Origin of the sequence: Clostridium sp. AM43-3BH (genome assembly GCF_003479985.1) — a bacterium.
Lineage (GTDB): Bacteria > Bacillota > Clostridia > Lachnospirales > Lachnospiraceae > Otoolea > Otoolea fessa.
In genome coordinates this window covers 705,810-725,135 of sequence record NZ_QUIH01000001.1, presented here as the reverse complement: position 1 = coordinate 725,135, position 19,326 = coordinate 705,810, and the positions used below count along the sequence as shown (strand labels likewise).

At 49.7% G+C, this 19,326-nt stretch carries 13 protein-coding genes; 11 read left to right on the top strand and 2 right to left on the bottom strand.

Features of this window, described 5'->3' with window-relative positions:
* Positions 1-23 precede the first annotated feature (23 nt).
* From deoD to DW931_RS03075, 7 genes are all read left to right on the top strand, one after another.
* Entirely contained in the window at positions 24-746 is a 723-nt protein-coding gene (deoD, locus tag DW931_RS03105) for a purine-nucleoside phosphorylase (protein ID WP_118468746.1), read from the top strand.
* A gap of 270 nt (positions 747-1,016) precedes the next feature.
* Positions 1,017-2,507: a nitrite/sulfite reductase gene (locus tag DW931_RS03100; protein WP_243036897.1), complete on the top strand. Its 1,491-nt coding sequence runs from the start codon at positions 1,017-1,019 to the stop codon at positions 2,505-2,507.
* Positions 2,508-2,761: 254 nt separating this feature from the next.
* Positions 2,762-3,847 carry an aspartate-semialdehyde dehydrogenase gene (gene asd / locus DW931_RS03095; protein ID WP_118468829.1) on the top strand — a complete coding sequence of 362 codons (1,086 nt, stop codon included), beginning with the start codon at positions 2,762-2,764 and terminating at the stop codon, positions 3,845-3,847.
* 699 nt (positions 3,848-4,546) lie between these two features.
* Entirely contained in the window at positions 4,547-5,596 is a 1,050-nt protein-coding gene (locus tag DW931_RS03090) for an aldose epimerase family protein (RefSeq protein WP_118468742.1), read from the top strand.
* A 46-nt stretch (positions 5,597-5,642) separates the two neighbouring features.
* The gene (locus tag DW931_RS03085) at positions 5,643-6,533 is read left to right on the top strand and encodes a DMT family transporter (protein WP_118468740.1); all 891 of its coding nucleotides are present in this window, start codon (positions 5,643-5,645) and stop codon (positions 6,531-6,533) included.
* Between the two features lie 171 nt (positions 6,534-6,704).
* Positions 6,705-8,963 (top strand): DNA topoisomerase, encoded by a 2,259-nt coding sequence (locus DW931_RS03080; RefSeq protein WP_107000023.1) that lies wholly within the window; start codon positions 6,705-6,707, stop codon positions 8,961-8,963.
* Between the two features lie 48 nt (positions 8,964-9,011).
* On the top strand, positions 9,012-9,689 hold the full coding sequence (locus DW931_RS03075) for a UDP-N-acetylglucosamine pyrophosphorylase (protein WP_118468827.1): 678 nt from the start codon (positions 9,012-9,014) through the stop codon (positions 9,687-9,689).
* A 23-nt stretch (positions 9,690-9,712) separates the two neighbouring features.
* Here DW931_RS03075 and mgtE read toward each other — a convergent pair whose 3' ends face one another.
* Entirely contained in the window at positions 9,713-11,164 is a 1,452-nt protein-coding gene (gene mgtE / locus DW931_RS03070; RefSeq protein WP_233430158.1) for a magnesium transporter, read from the bottom strand.
* Positions 11,165-11,582: 418 nt separating this feature from the next.
* Complete coding sequence (locus tag DW931_RS03065) at positions 11,583-12,167, bottom strand: TetR/AcrR family transcriptional regulator (RefSeq protein ID WP_107000022.1); 585 nt, start codon at positions 12,165-12,167, stop codon at positions 11,583-11,585.
* Between the two features lie 410 nt (positions 12,168-12,577).
* Between DW931_RS03065 and DW931_RS03060 the strand changes: the two genes are divergently transcribed.
* Genes DW931_RS03060 through DW931_RS03045 form a run of 4 tightly spaced genes read left to right on the top strand, consistent with a single transcriptional unit; the run spans position 12,578 to position 19,295 of the window.
* The gene (locus tag DW931_RS03060; RefSeq protein ID WP_118468738.1) at positions 12,578-13,210 is read left to right on the top strand and encodes a cytidylate kinase-like family protein; all 633 of its coding nucleotides are present in this window, start codon (positions 12,578-12,580) and stop codon (positions 13,208-13,210) included.
* A 25-nt stretch (positions 13,211-13,235) separates the two neighbouring features.
* Positions 13,236-14,204 carry a cell surface protein gene (locus DW931_RS03055; RefSeq protein WP_243015281.1) on the top strand — a complete coding sequence of 323 codons (969 nt, stop codon included), beginning with the start codon at positions 13,236-13,238 and terminating at the stop codon, positions 14,202-14,204.
* 35 nt (positions 14,205-14,239) lie between these two features.
* Positions 14,240-16,681: an MMPL family transporter gene (locus DW931_RS03050; RefSeq protein WP_107000020.1), complete on the top strand. Its 2,442-nt coding sequence runs from the start codon at positions 14,240-14,242 to the stop codon at positions 16,679-16,681.
* Positions 16,665-19,295 (top strand): hypothetical protein, encoded by a 2,631-nt coding sequence (locus DW931_RS03045; protein WP_118468736.1) that lies wholly within the window; start codon positions 16,665-16,667, stop codon positions 19,293-19,295. The genes DW931_RS03050 and DW931_RS03045 overlap by 17 nt, the downstream gene beginning before the upstream one ends.
* Positions 19,296-19,326 lie beyond the last annotated feature (31 nt).

Genomic DNA, 19,326 nt, shown 5'->3' with positions numbered 1-19,326 from the left:
TACGAAAAAAGGAGGTATTTCATATGGCTGAACTTCAGAACACACCGACCCCTCATATCGGGGCAAAGCAGGGCGAGATTGCGGAGACGATTCTGCTTCCGGGCGATCCGCTGCGGGCAAAGTATATCGCAGAACATTTTCTGACGGATGCAAAACAGTTCAATACAACGAGAAATATGTACGGTTATACCGGCTATTATCAGGGCAAACGCGTGTCTGTCATGGGAACCGGCATGGGCTGTCCGTCGATGGGAATTTATTCGTATGAGCTGATTCATTTTTATGGATGCAGGAATCTGATCCGGATCGGAACTGCCGGTGCGCTGCGTCCGGAGGTAAAGGTGCGCGAGCTTATTTTTGCGATGGGCTCCTGTACGACATCCAACTATGTAAAACAGTTCCGCCTGCCGGGGGATTATTCCTGCGTGTGTAGCTATGAGCTGCTGGAAAAGGCGGTTGAGTCTGCGAAAAAGAGAAATTTAAAATATCATGTCGGTAATATTTTGTGTTCCGATATGTTCTACAACCCACCGCTTGAGCCGACCGGAACTACCTGGGCGCAGATGGGCGTGCTGGCAGTGGAGATGGAGTCGGCGGCACTTTACAGCAACGCTGCCTATGCGGGCGCAAATGCGATCTGTATCCTGACCGTATCGGATTCGGCAGTGACCGGAGAGGCGACGACGGCTGAAGAACGCGAGAAGACGTTTACCAATATGATGGAAGTGGCGCTGGATCTGGTGTAAGAGCTAAGCTGGTAAAAGTAGAATTTGAAGGTTACTGTTTATGGTTAGGCACTTTTGGAACCGAAAGTGCCGTAAGAAAACGTGGTGGCAGCAGGAATTTACCGTATTTAAATGCGAAGCCACGGCAAATTCCGTTACTGGACACGTATGCGTGTCCAGTAACATTTGAAGAGAAAACAGGAGAGAAAAATGATAGGAATTGCTTCAAAGGAGTGGAAAACAGATCTTCCGGAGTTTTGTGAAAAAACGAGGGATTTTTATGCAGGAAAGATGGATAAGGGCTCATATAAGGGCTTTTCAGGACGTTACGGCAGTTATGCACAGAAAGGCGGCGCGGCGAGCATGCTGCGTCTGCGTATGACGGCAGGATGTGTGTCGAAGGAGAAGCTTGCATTTATCGCAAAGGCAATCCGTGCATATCAGGTAAATATGGTACATTTTACGACTTGTGAGAGCGTGCAGTTTCACAATCTGGATGAGAAATCAGTCTGTGAATTGATGGAGCAGGCACTCGATGCCGGGATCGTGACGATGGGCGGCGGCGGGGATTTTCCGCGAAATGTGATGTGTTCTCCGCTTTCCGGCGTGGAAGAGGGCGAATATTTCGACGTTATGCCGTGGGCGAAGGCGGCGGGCGAATATCTGATGACCTTTATCAATGCGGAAAAGATGCCGCGCAAGCTCAAGGTCTGTTTCTCTAATTCACCGGCGAATGTGACGCACGCGACCTACCGCGATCTGGGATTTGCGGCTTGTCCGGACGGAACATTTGATGTGTACAGTGCAGGCGGCCTGGGAAACAATCCGCAGTTTGGCGTTAAAGTTGCTGAGGGCGTTGCGCCGGAGAAGATTCTTTATTACATTAAGGCGATGTGGCTGACATTCCGGGCATATGGCAATTACGAAAACCGCGGAAAAGCGCGTACCCGGTATATGCAGGAAGCGCTCGGCGGAGCGGAAAATTACCGGAAGGCGTATCAGGAGAAGCTTCAGGAGGTACTGGCATCCGGGGAGCAGCTGGATCTTTCCCGCGAGGAAGTGATGGCAGCGGCAGGAATAAAAGAAAAGCAGAGCAAAACAGGCGATGGAAGCAGCGCGTCGGGAGAACGTGTGCTGGAGCAGAAACAGCCGGGACTTTATACGGTTATCTGGCATCCGATTGGCGGACAGCCGCGCCCGGAGACGCTGGCAGCCCTGGGAGAACTGATGCAGACGATTGACGGCACAGAGCTTCGCCTGGCACCGGATGAAACTGCGTATATCATCAATTTGACCGGAGCAGAAGCAGAGAAGATTCTGGAGGCGACGAAGGAGACGGCTCAGACAAAGTTTGAGACATCGGTAAGCTGTATCGGTGCGTCGATCTGTCAGGTTGGTGCACGCGATTCGCAGGCTCTGTTACAGGCGTGTGTAAAGGCGGTCGGGGAGGCACAGATCCCGGACGGCGCACTTCCGCAGATTCATATTTCCGGATGTCCGTCTTCCTGCGGTACCCACCAGACCGGACCGATGGGATTCCGCGGCGGCGTGCGGATGGCAGATGGCAAGGCACAGCCGGCATTTGTATTTTATCTGGGCGGAAATGAGGTACAGGGAAAAGAGACGATGGGACGTGAGCTTGGCACGATGTTTGAGAGCGAGATTCCGTCGTTCTTAGTCAAACTTGGAAAAGAGATTGCGGCAAGGGGGCTTGATTTTGAGAGCTACCGGACGCAGTACCCGGATGGGATTGAGAAGGCTGCAGCGGAATACTTAGCTTAGAAGAACCTATTTTGAGTTAAAACATCGTTAAATCCGTGACAGACGTTATAAATTTATCAAATGTCCGTGAGTGACGTACAAATGTATTTTTCTTGCGGAAAAATGTTGATTTTTTGTTTGTTTTGTTATAGGATAGACAAGAATTACAGCGGCAGAGTGAAAACGTGTTGCAGAGCAGGAGCTTCCTATCCAAACTCCATCCTGCCATGAGAAGCTGAAAAAGCCGCTGTCAGAAGAGGAGAAAAACGATGAACATGGAAAAGAAATTACGTGTAGGCATTCTGGGAGCAACTGGTATGGTAGGTCAGCGTTTCATCACGCTTCTGGCAAATCATCCGTGGTATGAGATTACTGCGCTGGCAGCAAGCCCGCGTTCTGCAGGAAAAACATATGAGGAGGCAGTCGGCGGACGCTGGAAAATGCAGACCCCGATGCCGGAGTGTGTGAAGAAGATGGCCGTTATGAACGTAAACGAGATCGAGAAGGTAGCATCCGAAGTTGATTTCGTGTTCAGCGCCGTAGATATGACAAAAGAAGAGATCCGTGCGATTGAAGATGCGTATGCAAAGACAGAAACACCGGTTGTTTCCAACAACAGCGCACACCGCTGGACACCGGATGTTCCGATGGTAGTACCGGAGATCAATCCGGAGCACTTTAAGGTAATTGAGTTTCAGAAAAAACGTCTGGGAACCAAGAGAGGCTTCGTAGCGGTAAAACCGAACTGCTCCATCCAGAGCTATGCACCGGTTCTGACTGCATGGAAGGAATTTGAGCCATATGAGGTAGTAGCTACGACGTATCAGGCAATTTCCGGAGCTGGCAAGACGTTCAAAGACTGGCCGGAGATGGAAGGCAACATCATCCCATACATCGGCGGTGAGGAGGAGAAGAGCGAGCAGGAGCCGCTTCGTCTCTGGGGCGAGATCAAGGACGGCGAGATCGTGAAAGCATCCGAGCCGGTGATCACCTGCCAGTGCATCCGTGTACCGGTTCTGGACGGACATACAGCAGCCGTATTTGTAAAGTTCAGAAAGAAACCAACCAAAGAGCAGCTGATCGAGAAGCTGGTTAATTTCAAGGGACTTCCGCAGGAACTGGAGCTTCCGAGCGCGCCGAAGCAGTTCATCCAGTATCTGGAAGAAGATAATCGTCCGCAGGTACAGCTGGATGTCAACTATGAGAAGGGCATGGGCGTATCTGTTGGCCGTCTGAGAGAAGACAAAGTTTACGATTGGAAGTTTGTAGGTCTCTCCCACAACACACTGCGCGGCGCAGCCGGCGGTGCGGTACTGTGTGCAGAGCTTCTGACCGCACAGGGATATATCCAGGCGAAATAAAGAAATCTGTTCAGAGAATCCGTGAAATAGAAAATTAAAACTGATAAAAGTAAGAACTGCCGCCCAGTGGCGGAGAGGCTGTTTAAAAAACGATGGCTGACTCTGTCCGGAACGGCAGTTTTTGTTTGTGCCATAGGAAACTTCGTCCTAAGACACAAAAAATGCTCCGCGTGATGCGTCAAGGAACATTCTTTTTTATCTGAAATGGAATCTTGGTAATTGTTCACAGGTGGGAATTTTCTGAACTGAAAATTCCGTAAGATACAGTTCTGGCTACAGCTTTTGCCGATTTGGAATGTGAAGCATCGGCAAAAGCCTGTTACTGGGCACACATGTGTGAACAGTAACGAATCTTTAAATTTTTATAATGGGATTTGGAAAAAATGGGTGTGCATGAGGGGAAAAGTATTGTATACTTAATAAATCAGCTATTTATCTCAGTCGAGAAGACTCCTACCTCTTCAGGTGGTGAGTAATAGCAAATTTGTCTCAGTGGAAGCCTTGTCTCCGACTGAGATAAACGCTCCGCGAGGATGCACAGTGATTCTGATAGGAATATGTCAGCTTCGCCGACCAGAATGACGCGCCAAGTCTCACGGACGTTCGACTTGAAAAGTTAAATAGATTTATTCTGACATAAGTAAGCATAAAAAATGCGAAAAATATTTTTCGGATTCTAAAAATGAAGGGGGATTTGGCATGATTGAGAAGACAATCTTTGGAACAATGGAAGATGGCAGAGAGGTCAGCCGTTATACATTGACGAATCAGAATGGAGTTTCTGCATCCTTTTTAGATCTGGGTGCAATCTGGTCCACGATGCTGGTGCCGGATCGGAACGGAGAGATGGCGGATGTCCTGCTGGGACATGAAACAGTAGCAGACTGCCTGGTAAGCGATGGACATCTGGGCGAGGCTGTTGGACGAAATGCAAACCGGATTGGCGGCGCGGCGTTTACGTTAAATGATAAAAAATACGAATTGACGGCGAATGATGGTCCGAACAACCTGCACAGCGGCATGGATTTTTACCGGAACCGTATCTGGGCGGCAGAATATGAGACGGGCGTTAATCAGGTTTCGTTTACACTGGAAAGCCCGGATGGCGATCAGGGATATCCGGGAAATGCCTCGATCCGTGTGACCTACACGCTGACAGATGAAAATGAAGTAAAGATTCATTACGAGGGAACCTGCGATCAGGATACCATTTTTAATATGACAAACCACGCGTATTTCAATCTGGCAGGCCATGAGAGTGGTCCGGTGCTTTCGCAGATGGTTTACATTGACAGTGATGCGATCACGGCGGTAGACAAGGTGCTGATCCCGACCGGTGAGATCCGCAAGGTAATGGGGACTCCGATGGATTTCTCAGATTTCAAGCCGATCGGACGTGATATTGAAGCGGATTACGATCAGTTAAAACTGGGCGGCGGCTACGATCATAACTGGATTCTCAACCATGAGTCAGGCGTATTCAGTCTGGCGGCGGCTGCGATCGACGAGGAGAGCGGGCGCAAGATGGAGGTATACACCGATCTGCCGGGAGTTCAGTTCTACACGGGCAATTTCCTGGACGGACAGGTTCCGGGTAAGGGCGGTGTGAAGTATGCGAGACGCCAGGGATACTGCTTTGAGACGCAGTATTACCCGAACGCAGTCAACATGCCGGGATTTGCATCCCCGGTCGTGAAAAAGGGCGAGAAATACGATACAACGACCAGTTATAAATTTATGACGGTTTAAATTTGTATTTGATTTGTGATCATTTTGACATAGGATAGAGATTGACATGAGTGAGACAAACAACAAGGGAGTAAAAGTGCTGGCATCTGCCAGCCTTTTATTTGTAACAATTATCTGGGGCAGCGCGTTCGTTGTGATGAAAAATTCGATGGACGCGATTACACCTACATACCTTTTGGCGTACCGGTTTACGATCGCGGCGCTTGGGATGGCGGCTCTTTTCTGGAAACAGATCCGGGGAATGTCGATGCAGGAGTTTAAATGCGGCGCACTGGCGGGATTGTTTCTATTTATCAGTTATTATTTTCAGACGTATGGGCTGAAATACACGACCGCGAGTAAAAATGCGTTTATTACGACGTTGTATGTGGTGATCGTGCCGTTTCTGGCATGGGCGGTTAATCATGTGCGCCCGAAGGCAAATAACCTGATCGCAGCGGGATTTGCTGTTGTGGGATTGGCGCTTTTATCGCTGAAAGGCGAGCTGTCGGTCAATTTTGGTGATTTCCTGACGCTGGTGTGCGGCATCTGCTTTGCGGTTCATATGATTTTTCTGGATCGCTTCACGGCATACTGCACTCCGATCCGCCTGACGGTCATGCAGATGGGAACAGCGGCGGCGTGTTCGTGGGTGCTGGGGCTTCTCACGGAAGGAGCATTCCATCCGGAAGTATTTACACTGCCGGGAGTAGCAGTTTCGATGCTATATCTGGGACTCGCATCCAGTATGCTCTGTTTTCTGCTTCAGACAGTGGGGCAGAAATATCTGAGCGCCAGCACATCCTCGATTCTACTGTCGTTTGAATCGGTGTTTGGGCTCCTGTTCTCTGTCTGGCTGCTGCATGAGGAGCTGACGTTGCGGATGCTAATTGGCTGTGCGCTGATGTTTGCGGCGGCGATTCTGGCGGAGTGGACGCCGAAGCGGAAAAGTAATTAGAGGAAATTAGGTAACTGTTCAGCAGGTCTGCGCATTTACTGCGCTGACCGTACGAAAACATGGGCCAGCAGACAAAAATCCCATTGCCGTAGGCAATTTTTAATGGATTTTTGCGCGTGACTGTGAAGGTACTGAACAGTTACGAAATTAGTAAGATAGGAGCAGAACAACGTGGCAAAATCGTTATTTATAGCCGAGAAACCGAGCGTGGCGCGTGAGTTCGCAAATGCACTCAAGGTAAATGGACGATCGGTGGATGGCTATATTGAGTCGGAAAATGCGGTTGTGACCTGGTGTGTTGGACATCTGGTCACGATGAGCTATCCAGAAGTATATGATATGAAATATAAGCGCTGGAGTCTGGAGACACTTCCATTTCTCCCGAAAGAATGGAAATATCAGGTTATCGACAGCGTGAAGAAACAGTTTGGAATCGTGAGCGGTCTCTTAAACCGGGCGGATGTAGATACAATCTACGTCTGTACCGACTCGGGACGGGAGGGAGAATATATCTACCGCCTCGTCGCGCAGATGGCTGGCGTGCAGGGCAAGAGACAGAAGCGCGTCTGGATCGATTCACAGACGGAGGAAGAGATTCTGCGCGGCATCCGCGAAGCGAAGGATCTGTCCGAATACGATCATCTGGCGGATTCGGCATATCTGCGGGCAAAAGAAGATTATCTGATGGGAATTAACTTTTCCCGCGCACTGACGTTGAAATATGGACCATCTGTTTCTAACTATATGCGAAGTTCTGACCGGACCGTGATCTCAGTCGGACGCGTCATGACCTGTGTCCTCGGTATGGTAGTCCGCCGGGAGAGGGAGATCCGGGAATTTGTCAAAACGCCATTTTACCGCGTGATCGGTACATTTGGACCGGCAGGCATCTCGATTGACGGCGAATGGCGGGCGGTGGAAGGAAGCCGTTACTATGGAACGCCGTGTCTGTATAAGGAAAATGGTTTTAAGGAGCGAAAGGACGCGGAGGCGCTGATTGCATGGCTGTGGGAACGCGAGAATGGAAGCGAAAATTCGGGAGTCATGCAGTCAGAGATCAGCGACGCAGAAAAAGCGGACGCGGGTTTAATGGGCGTATATAATACTTCGCAGGGAACCATTTTAAAAGTGGAAAAGAAAAAGGAAACCAAAAATCCACCTCTTCTCTATAACCTGGCGGAGCTCCAGAATGATTGTTCTAAAATGTTTAAAATCAGCCCGGATCAGACCCTGAAAGTGGTGCAGGAGCTGTACGAGCGAAAGCTGGTTACCTATCCGCGAACGGACGCGCGTGTGCTTTCAACGGCGGTGGCGAAGGAGATCAGCAAAAATATCGGCGGTCTGACGCATTATGAGCCGCTGGCGGCATTTGCATCGGAGGCGATGCAGGCAGGGCTGTGGAAGAACATAGCAAAAACGCGTTATGTCAATGATAAGCAGATTACCGATCACTACGCAATCATACCGACCGGACAGGGACTCGGCGCGCTGAGAAGTCTCCCGGAGTTGAACCGCAAGATTTACCAGGTGATTGTGCGCCGTTTCTTAAGCATCTTTTATCCGGCGGCGGTTTACCAGAAATATGCGGTTGAGATTGAGGTAAAAAGTGAACATTTCTTTGCCGGTTTCAAGGTATTGAAAGAAGCGGGATATCTCAAGGTGGCGGAAATTCCGAAAAAGAAAAAGGACACCGCCGGGGAAAGTGTCGGCAGAACGAACCGCCTTGAACCAGGTATAGATGGAAATGATGCGGAAAATCCGGCAAGAGAAGCAGATGGAACAGACAGCAGCCAGCCAAAGGTAATTGACGCGTCCCACCCAGAGTTTATCCAGATGCTGGAACAGCTCAAAAAGGGGATGAAAGTGTCACTGGATGATTTGCAGATCAAAGAGGGCGAGACATCTCCGCCGAAGCGTTATTCCTCCGGTTCGATGATTCTGGCGATGGAAAATGCCGGTCAGCTTATCGAAGACGAAGAGCTGCGCGCCCAGATCAAGGGCAGCGGCATCGGAACGAGTGCAACCCGCGCGGAGATCCTGAAAAAGTTGTTCAACATCAAATACATGGCGCTCAACGAAAAAACGCAGGTCATCACGCCGACCTATCTGGGAGAACTGATTTATGAGGTCGTACACACATCCATGAAGCAGCTTCTCAACCCGGAGCTGACGGCAAGCTGGGAAAAAGGTCTGACCTATGTGGCAGAGGGCAGCATCACACCGGATGAATATATGCAGAAATTAGAGCGCTTCGTTATCGGACGCACTTACAATGCGGTTCATATGGGAAATGCGTATGGGCTGCGGCCGGCGTTTGATGCGGTTGCTGTGTTCTACCAGAATGCAGAGAAAGAGAAGAAGAGTTCGAGAAGTGCGAAGAGCGCGGGAAATATGAAAGCTGCAAGAGCGACAAAAGCTGGAACCAAATAGCTTATTTATAATAATAGAATCAATTGAATTTTAGGAAAGGCAATGATCATGAAAAAAGAAGAAATGAAAATCACAGAATTATATGATTTAACCCATACGCTGGCTTCAGATTATCTGAAACAGTTTACCTACCCGTGGGAGGCGCTGGCAGGTCTCAGTGATTTTATCATCGAATTGGGAAATAGCCTGGATCCGGCAGAATATGAGAAACGCGGTGAAAGCATCTGGGTTCACAAGACCGCGAAGGTATTTGACAGCGCCTATCTGCACGGACCGGCCATCGTCGGCAAAGACGCCGAGGTGCGCCACTGTGCATTCGTCCGCGGCAGCGCCCTGATCGGAGAAAGTGCAGTAGTCGGAAACTCCACTGAGCTTAAAAACGTCATCCTGTTCGACAAAGTACAGGTACCGCACTACAACTACGTCGGAGACTCCATCTTAGGCTACAAATCCCACATGGGCGCCGGTTCCATCACCTCCAACGTAAAATCCGATAAACTTCTGGTAGAAATCCACGCCGAAGACGGCAAGGTCGAAACCGGACGCAAAAAAATCGGCGCCATGCTCGGTGATAACGTAGAAGTAGGCTGCGGCTCCATCCTAAATCCAGGCAGCATCATCGGACGCGGCACCAATATCTATCCGCTTTCCAGCGTGCGCGGCGGGGTAGATGCAAACTCTATTTATAAGAAGCAGGGAGAAGTCGCTAAAAAAGAAGATCGCTGACAAATCTCTGTATTAAACGGTTTCTATACTAAATGAAACACATCCACCAGCAAAATCTCTGCCAGTCCATAATAAGTCACAACCGCTACCAGATCATTCACCGTCGTGATAAGCGGACCAGACGCAACTGCCGGGTCAACCTTCAGCTTGTGAAACAGCATCGGCACCAGTACGCCGACCAGGCTGGAGATTACCATTGCGGTCAGAAGAGAGATGCCGACACAGCCGGAAAGTGCAAACGAGAAGAAAAGACTCTTCTGTTTCATAATATGGATGAAAATGCCGATTACGACGAACGAAGCCGAGCCCAGCAGCAGTCCATTTAAAAATCCGATTCGCATTTCCTTGAATACAAATCCCAGCTTCTGCATCGCGGAGATATCCTCATCCATCAGGACACGGATGGTGACAGCCAGCGACTGGGTGCCGACATTGCCTGCCATGTCGAGGATCATCGACTGGAAGCAGATAAGAAGGGCGATACGGTCAACGATCGGCTCGAAAATACCGACCACCGAGGAAACACCCATGCCGAGGAAGAGCAGCAGCACCAGCCACGGGAGGCGCTTTTTCAAACTCTGTAACAGTGGTTCGTGCAGATCTTCTTCTGAAGTAAGACCTGCCAGCTTTGCGTAGTCATCACCCATCTCGTCATCGATCGCCTCGGCGATATCCTCGTAAGTGATGGCGCCGATGATCTTATGGTTCCGATCGAGTACCGGGATAGAATCCTCGCTGTAATCGATCAGCTCTTCCATACAGTCCGAAGATTTCTCATCCGCGTACACATACGGATAGGAGGTACTGATGATGTCCTCCAGCTTCATGTACTCACGGGCAGTGATTAAATCTTTCAGCTCGATCGCACCGAAATAGCGCCCATTTTCGTCTTCGACGTAGATGGTGTCGATGTTGTCGTTGTCCTCCGCTTGGGAGATCAGATGGCGCATCGCCTGCTTGATCGTACAGTTATTGGGAATGACGATGTAGTTGGTTGTCATCCGGCTACCGATCTGTTCCTCATCGTAGGAAAAGATCAGGTGGATATCATCCTTGGATTCCTGATCCATGCGCGCGATCAGGGCTTCTTTTTCCTCCGGATCTAAATTTTCGAGGATATCGACCGCCTCATCGGCATCCATCTCTGCCAGAACGGCTGCCGCCCGGTCAAGCCCCAGTTCATGCAGATAAGGCGCCGGTTCATCGAGATAGGTGAAAATCTCTGCCGTCATTTCCAGAGAGAGAATATTGTAGAGGCGTTTCCGGGTCGCAGTGTCCAGTGTTTCCAGAACCTCGGCAATATCGTTTGCATGGTAATTGTCGAGGTCATCCCGGATCACGCTTGCCGGTTTTCCGCTGCGGATGATCGAGCGGATATTTTCTTCAAAATTAGCATTGTGCTCTGCGGTTGCGGCGATCGGAGCCGTTTCCGGGGAGCTTGTTTTCTTTTCGTCCATTTCTGGAGTCTGATTCATATTTGGTTCCCTCGCTTTCTGTCGTTCTATTTAATGCCGTTTGGGACGTACAGGGCGAGCAGTGCGGGGATAAAAAAATCCACCGCCAGTCGGGAACAGGATGAAATGCCGCAGATAGCAGTTTCAAACCCGCGCCAGGGCGATGGACAAATATATATGAAAACCAATCGTGCCGGGAAACGTTCAGCACTGAATCACCAGCCTGTTAAAGCAGACGGAAATGTGCTGCCAGACAGCCCGATTCACACTCAAAAAGACCCTGCGGCAGACCAACAGTCTGGTACGCATGGTTGGAATTCATAGTTTGATTTTGCCCATCGCGACGACTTCGCCCGTTGCTGTCACAACTGTCCATGTGGTTCTCCTTTCTGAATTTTTAAAAATTGCAGTTTTATTAAAGCACGGAATTTCGTGAAAGTCAAGCCGGATTTTCCAGCACCCGGATGCCTTTTAAGATAAAGTCCTCTGTCAAGATTGCCATCTGTTCTGTGGATTCCTTCATGCCGCTTTCGATCCAGTACTGAACGGTACCGACACAGCCGGAAACGATAAAGGCGGAAAATGCCGCGAGCGTATCCGGATCGCTGGAACATTTGAGATCCAGCCAGCCTTTTAAACATTTATCGCTGACAATGCGTTTCAGGCGGTTGACAAAATTCAGATCACCGTTTTCTCCTATTAAAATAGAAACAATCTCTGCATTTTCCTGTACAAGAGGAAATAGTTCTGAGAGTGCGAGGGAAGGGCGCGCTACCAGTTCGGGAACGGGATGGTGCGTCAGGACAGACTCAACCTCCTCGATCAGTTCATTTTTGATCTGATCCATCAGGTCAAAGACATCTTTATAATGAAGATAAAAGGTGCCGCGGTTGATGTCAGCCATCTCGGCGAGTTCGCGCACCGTGATATCCTGAATTTTTTTTTCTTTGAGGAGGCGGGTTAAGCATTCTTTTAACTGGCGTCTCGTCTTTCGTACACGCCGGTCGAGTATTTCTTCTTTCATAGTGACTTCCTTTCTGAACGTTTCCAGACGGGGAAACGCCGTATGACTGTGTATCGGAGGCTGTGGATGAAGGGAGTGTTAAAAATAAGTAAAAATGGGCACACCAGATACAAAAAACAAACATAATGTGATGAAATGTTGATTAAAATACAACTGACGTAAAAATGATTATTGTATTCATTCGAACAACTTAGTATAATGCATTATAGTTCAAAAATGAACAAATGTCAATTAAACAGACATGAGTTGTATATGCTCTATTTTAGATGTAACTGTTCACTGCGAAGAAGTCTTTTGTATGGAACGTTTCACAGACGGCAGGAGTGGCTGACAATCGTGAAAGGAACGGCTATGAGAACCTGCAGCATATGCGAAAGCAAAAGGAAATAGATACGAAGGTGGAATCTGGTATGAAAAATTTTGTCATTACAATCGGAAGAGAGTTTGGAAGCGGCGGCCATAATCTGGGGAAGTCTCTGGCAAAGGAACTGGGAATTCCCTGTTATGACCGCCATCTGATAGAGGAAGCAGCGGTGTGCGGCGGATTTAAGATGGAGGAACTGGAAGAGGCGGACGAGATGAAGGCGAACCGTTTTCTTTTTAAGGTTCCGGCCAAGTGCAATCCGTTTACCGGTTATGGAAAGCCGATGAATGATACCTTGTTTGTCGTGCAGTCCCAGTTGATCCGGGAGTATGCGAAGAAAGGTCCATGCATTATCGTGGGACGCTGCGCTGACAAGATCCTGGAGGAGACAGAAGGGCTTATTTCTCTATTTATATATGCCCCGATGGAGGCGCGCGTGAAGGAGATTATGCGGCGTTACGAGACAGATGAAAAAGAAGCTGAATACCTGATCAAACAAGCGGATAAAATACGGAAAAATTATTATAATTTTTATGCAAAAAAGACATGGGCGGATAAAGCAAGTTATAATATGCTGATTGACAGCAGCCGGATCTCGGAAAAGGAACTGGCGGCGATGCTCCGGGCACTTTTAACGGCACGGGGAGTGGAACTGGAAACAGATGGATCCGATCAATAAGCATAAAGAAGAGTGAGGACAGCGTATGAAGGACAGAAGTTTGTGGATGAAGAAGGAAGAAAAACGGACGGCGCCGGGGTTAAAAAGGGCGCTGAAAGCGGTTCTGGGACATAAGATAGTACGGCTGGCAGGAATTGCAGGAGTAAGTCTCCTTTTCTCAGCGTCTGCCGCCCAGACAGTGCTTGCGGATGATGCGGGTGTCTGGCAGCCGGTGGAGAATGGTTATTATCTGGTGGGAATGGACGGTTCTTACCTGACGGGTTGGCAGCAGATGGGCGGAAAATGGTACCTGCTCGGAGCAGACAGTTTGATGAAAACGGGCTGGGAGCAGGAAAATGGAACCTGGTATTATCTGCAAGGGGACGGCGCGATGGCGACCGGCTGGCAGAATATCGACGGAAAATACTATTTCCTGAAAGACAGCGGCGCGATGGAGGGAACGACCTTCACAAAGGATGAGACGCAGTATACGATCAACGCGGACGGCAGCCTGGCGAACGCCAAAAAGAAGAAAAACACGGGCGGCGGCGCGTACACGCTGGCATTTCTGGATGCAGATACCCAGGCGATGGCGGACAGCTTAAATGAGCTGAAGGCGGACGCGTTTGACGGGGATGAGGAAGAAGATTACTATGACGATGACAAAAAAGATTACGATAAAGATGCCAGCTTTATTTTAAATGGAAAATTACAGCAGATCGCCGAACACCGTCTGGCGATGGCACGCAGTAAGGGCTATGGAAGCAGCCGGATCCCGGATGAAGGCACACTTGATAATTACCTCAAATCCATCGGGGAAAGCACTGCGAGACGTCATACGGAGATTTACCTCATCAACTGTGATGATGTGACGCAGGCAGAAGAAAAGCTTCTGCGTAATCACGACAGCGACGAGAAAAAGCGCGTGGACCGGGTGATTTATTATAAGGAAATGGGTGTTGCACATCAGCAGGTCGGCGATAAGCATTATTATATGATTATTTTGATGCGGTAAGGATCGCAATCATTGTATGACAGGAGCAAGCAGGCATGAAACTGAAATTTTTACATAAACGCAAAGAAGAAAAACAGACGGAAAAAGAAGCCTTCTCCCTGCCGAAATTCATCATTGAGCGGAGCAGGGCGATCGAGATTGTCTTTCTGGTTCTGGTGCTGATATCAGCGCTCATGGCGCCGTTTGTCGAGATCAACTATGATCTGACGGAATACCTGCCGTCGACCGTCCAGTCCAAACAGGGACTGGACCTGATGGAAGAGAAATTCGGCTACCCCGGCACGGGGCGCATCATGATTGATGATGTTTCGCTTTATGAGGCGAAAGCCTACAAGGATAAAATAGAGGCGTTGGACGGAGTCGATCAGGTCATGTGGCTCGATACATCGACCAGCGTATACGCGGCGGACGCATTTATCAACTTTAATAGTGTTGATGAGTATTACAAGGATAATACGGCGGTTATGGATATTGTTTTTGTAAACGGCGACACGGATAAGAGGACGTCCCAGACGATCGATGAGATCAAGGACATTCTCGGAGACAAGGGACATTACGTCGGCATGGCGGTTCAGAACAAATCGCTGCAGGAAAATGTTTCGAGCGAGATGAAGCTGATTATGACGCTGGCGGTCGTGGTTATTTTCCTGATTCTGACCGTGACGACGAACTCCTGGTTTGAACCGGTGCTGTATCTGACGGTCATGGGCGTGGCGATCGTCCTGAACAAAGGAACGAACCTGTTTATCGGGCGGATATCCTTTTTGACGAACAGTGTGTCGGCGGTCCTGCAGCTCGCCTGCTCGATGGATTATTCGATTTTCTTAAGCCACGCGTTTGCGAGGGAAAAGGCAAAGGGACTGGATCAGATGACCGCGTTAAGCAACGCGATCAATGAGGCATTAAACTCCATTTTCGCCAGCAGCCTGACGACGATCGTCGGATTTATCGTTCTGTGTTTTATGAAGTTTAATATCGGATTTGATATGGGACTTGTGCTGGCAAAAGGTATTGTCCTGAGTCTTCTGACAGTGGTGTTTTTTATGCCGGCGATGATTCTGCGTATGACGCCGATGATTGAGAAAACATCCCATCGTTCGTTCCTGCCGTCGTTTGATAAGCTCAGCCACGGTATCTACAACAGCCGCCGCATCGTGCTGATTCTGATTGCGGTGCTGGCGATCCCGGCATACACGGCGCAGAGCATGAACGATTTCCTCTACGGAAATGACGCGGTCGGCGCCAGCGAGGGAACGACGGTATATGAGGATGATGAGCTGATCACAGCGAAATTCGGACGAAGCAATATGATGATGGCAATCGTGCCGGATACTTCTTTTATCAAGGAAAAACAGTTCACGGATGAGCTGGAAGACCTGCCGTACATGAAGAGTGTAACGTCCTTGTCCGGGCAGCTCCCGGAGGGCGTACCGGAAGATTTCCTTCCGTACAGCATCACAAGCCAGTTACATAAAAAAGATTATGCGAGAATCCTTATTTACGTTAAGAGTAAGGGCGAGAGCAAGCTGGCGTACCAGTGCTCGGATGAGATCCAGGCGATCATGAAGAAATATTATCCGGAAAATTCGTATCTGGTCGGCACAACACCGTCCACACAGGACATCCAGACGACGATCACGAAGGATTACAGCCGTGTCAATGTGATGTCGCTGATCGGCGTATTTGTGGTTGTCATGTGGAGTTTTAAATCACTGATTATTCCGCTCCTTATCATGATTCCGATTGAGGTCGCGATTTTCGTCAATATGGCGGTACCGTACATCGTCGGAGACACGATGATTTTCATTGGTTACATTATCGTAAGCTGTATCCAGCTGGGCGCGACCGTCGATTATGCGATTCTGACGACGAACAATTATCTGGAATGCCGCAAGACGATGGATAAGAAGGAAGCGGCGATCGGGGCGCTGAATCTTGGTATTCCGGCGATTCTGACATCCGGTTCGATCCTGACCTGTGCCGGATATATTGTATACAAGGTATCGAGTGTCGCGGCGATCGGCGATCTGGGACATTTGATTGGACGGGGGGCTCTGATTAGTATGCTTTTTGTCTGCTCCCTGATGCCGGCATTTCTGGTATTGTTTGATCATATCCTGATGCAGAACGAATTTGAGAGGATTCATCTGTTTTTCAAAAAACGGCGCGAACGCCGCCATGCCCGTATGAAACGGGCGGCAAGACGCGTGGCTGGTGCCGTGTGGAAAGGGAAAAAGCCGCTGGTAGATTCAGTTACGTCGAAAAGAAAACAATTCGAAGCTGAAACGAAAGCGCTGGAAGATACAGAAATGACAGAGATGGGCGGTTCTCAAGAGAAAACAGATTCCGATGCGGAGGCGCGGGAGAAACACAGAAGAAAGCTCCGGCTACTCGGAAAAGTGAGAGAACGAAGAAAAGACCGGAAACGGAAGATGACAGAAAAAAGGGAGGCTGGAAGCCATGAAGAAGATCATTAGAAGAGGAGCGGCGGCGACGCTGGCAGCGGTTACGCTGGTAACGAGTGCGGCAGTTCCTGTCCGGGCGGCTGCACCAAGAGTTCAGGTAGATGAAACGATGTATGTCAATCTGGACTATTATGGAACGGCAACGCAGATCAATGTGGTCAAAGGCTGTACCACGAATGGACTGACCGAATATACCGATTATGGTACCTATGACAAGGTGGTCAACATGACGGACGACACGGCGCCGGAAATTGGCGATGGAACCGTCACATGGAAACTGCCGGAGAAGAATTCGCGTTTTTATTATCAATGTACGATGCCGAAAAACAGCGTCGATCTGCCCTGGACGTTTGACGTTTCCTATAAACTTAATGGAGTGGAAGCGGATGCATCCAAACTGGCGGGGGCGTCTGGTCTGGTTGAGGTCAATGTAAAGGCGACCCCGAATGAGGAGGCGAAGGCGTATTACAAAAATAATATGGTGTTGACCGTGCTTGTGCCGGTGGATATGGAGAAATGCTATAGTGTCGATGCGCCGGGCGCGCAGGTGCAGTCGGTTGGAAGCTATCAGGCGGCAATGTTTGCGGCGCTTCCGGGCGAGGACGGCGATTTTACAGTCCGGGTCGGCACGGATAAGTATGAGAATATCGGAGTCATTATGATGATGGTTCCGGGGACCCTGGATGAGCTGAACCGCATCAAGGATCTGAAAGAGGCGAAAGATACCTGGCGCGAGGATGGAAACAAGATGTATGACAGCATGAATGCGCTGTTAAAGACGATGGAATCCATGAAGTCGGATGTTTCCGGCGTGAAGGGCGGTCTGGCAAATCTCGATCAGGCGCGTGGAACCGTCAGTGCTAACCGGAAACAGATCGAGGCGCTCTCGACACAGGCGCTTGCCGATCTGCAGGCGGTCACGGATCAGACGACGGTCATGATTCCGTATTTACAGACGGCGCGCGATGCGGTGACGGATATTAACAGCAACACACAGGCGCTTTCCAATACGATGGAAGATATGCAGGATGAACTAGATCGCCTGTATGATCGTCTGGGAGGTTTGAGTAAATCGCTGCGTTCGGCAGCCGATGAGCTGAACAAGGGACTGCTCAGCCAGCAGTCGCAGGAGGAGATCGAGAAAGAGCTTGCTCAGAAGACGGCGGAAGTCCAGAAAATTTTGGAAGAACTCGATAAACTTCTGGGACAGGGAAATACCTCCCTGGCGGTGACAGAACAGGGGATTGGAAGCCTGAATCAGAGTTTAGCCACGTTAGACGGCATGAAGCTGAAACGGATCCGCAAGATGAAGAGTGCGGAGAAGGAAGAGACATCTGTATCGTCGGAGGCGGCATCTGGAAACGGAAATGGTCAGACAGCGGGGGCGGCTGGCAGCGCAGATATCACGGATTCTGCAGGTGCCGCCGATCATGCAAAAACTACGGGTTCTGCAAATACCACGGATGACGCGGAAATGGCAGCAGGCACTTCGGCCTCTGGCTCAGCAGGAACAGAAAGTAAAGATTCGGCTGAACAGGAAGCAGCGGGCGCAGGCATAGCGTCTGGTGCAGCTGGTAACCAGGCGGAAAAAGCGGCTGAATCAGCGACAAAGACGGAAGAGAAGAATCCTGCTTCGACGGCAGACAAGGCAGAGACGGATTCTGCTAAGAATTCGGGTTCCGCTTCGGAAGACAACTCCTCGGGTCAGGATGCAGAGGTGAATGCATTTGGAACCGAGGTTTCTGCGGGAGCCCTGACAGCCGGACCGTCCGGCGAGCCGGGAAGCGGCGGTGTCAATGATGCGAGCTGGGAAGATGAGATTGGCAATGCAGAAGATGATGTAGAGGAGGCGCTGGAGTCTCTGTCAGCGACTACTTATTCTGCGGATGCTGCAAGTCTGGTGGAAGAGACGAAGGGCATTTTCCAGAAAGTGGAGCAGGCGCAGAAAACTGCGAAAACGATTGTGAATAAAGTGAATGGTGCGTTCAAGACGGCGGGAGATATTACTGGCAAGACGGGTTCGACTTTATCGGCGCTCAGAAGTTCGACCGATGAACTGATTAATTTGCTGGATGATATGCGGGTCCTGATTGACACAACGGATAAATATGTGCCGACGATGCTGGATTCCCTGTCTGATGCTGAAGAACTGATGAACCGGCTGACCAGGGCGCTTTATACCACACATGATATGCTCAGTCTTTTGAATGACACGCTGATTTCGGCAGGTGATTCGCTGGATGCCGGAACCAAGGCAACGCTGCAGGGCATGGAGAAGATTCTTGATAAGAACCTGACCATGATCGATCAGCTTGCGGCGGTTCGGGAAGCGGGGGAAAACATGAAGAGTACGCTCGATGAGCAGATCGATAAGTTTGAGGATGAGAACAACTTCCTGAACATAGATCCGGAGGCGGAGAAGATTTCCTTTACCTCCTCGAAAAATCCGTCCCCGAACAGCGTGCAGATCGTCCTGCGGACCGATGAGATCAGCGATGATGATGAATCAACCGATATCTCCGATCAGGAGGCAGACGGCAGCAGTGAAGAAGGTCCGTTAAAACGGATGTGGAATGTGCTGGTGGCGATCGTGAAGGCGATTATTGAGATATTCCAGAATCGGTAAAAGATGCAGAATAAAAATAGATAAGAAAAAG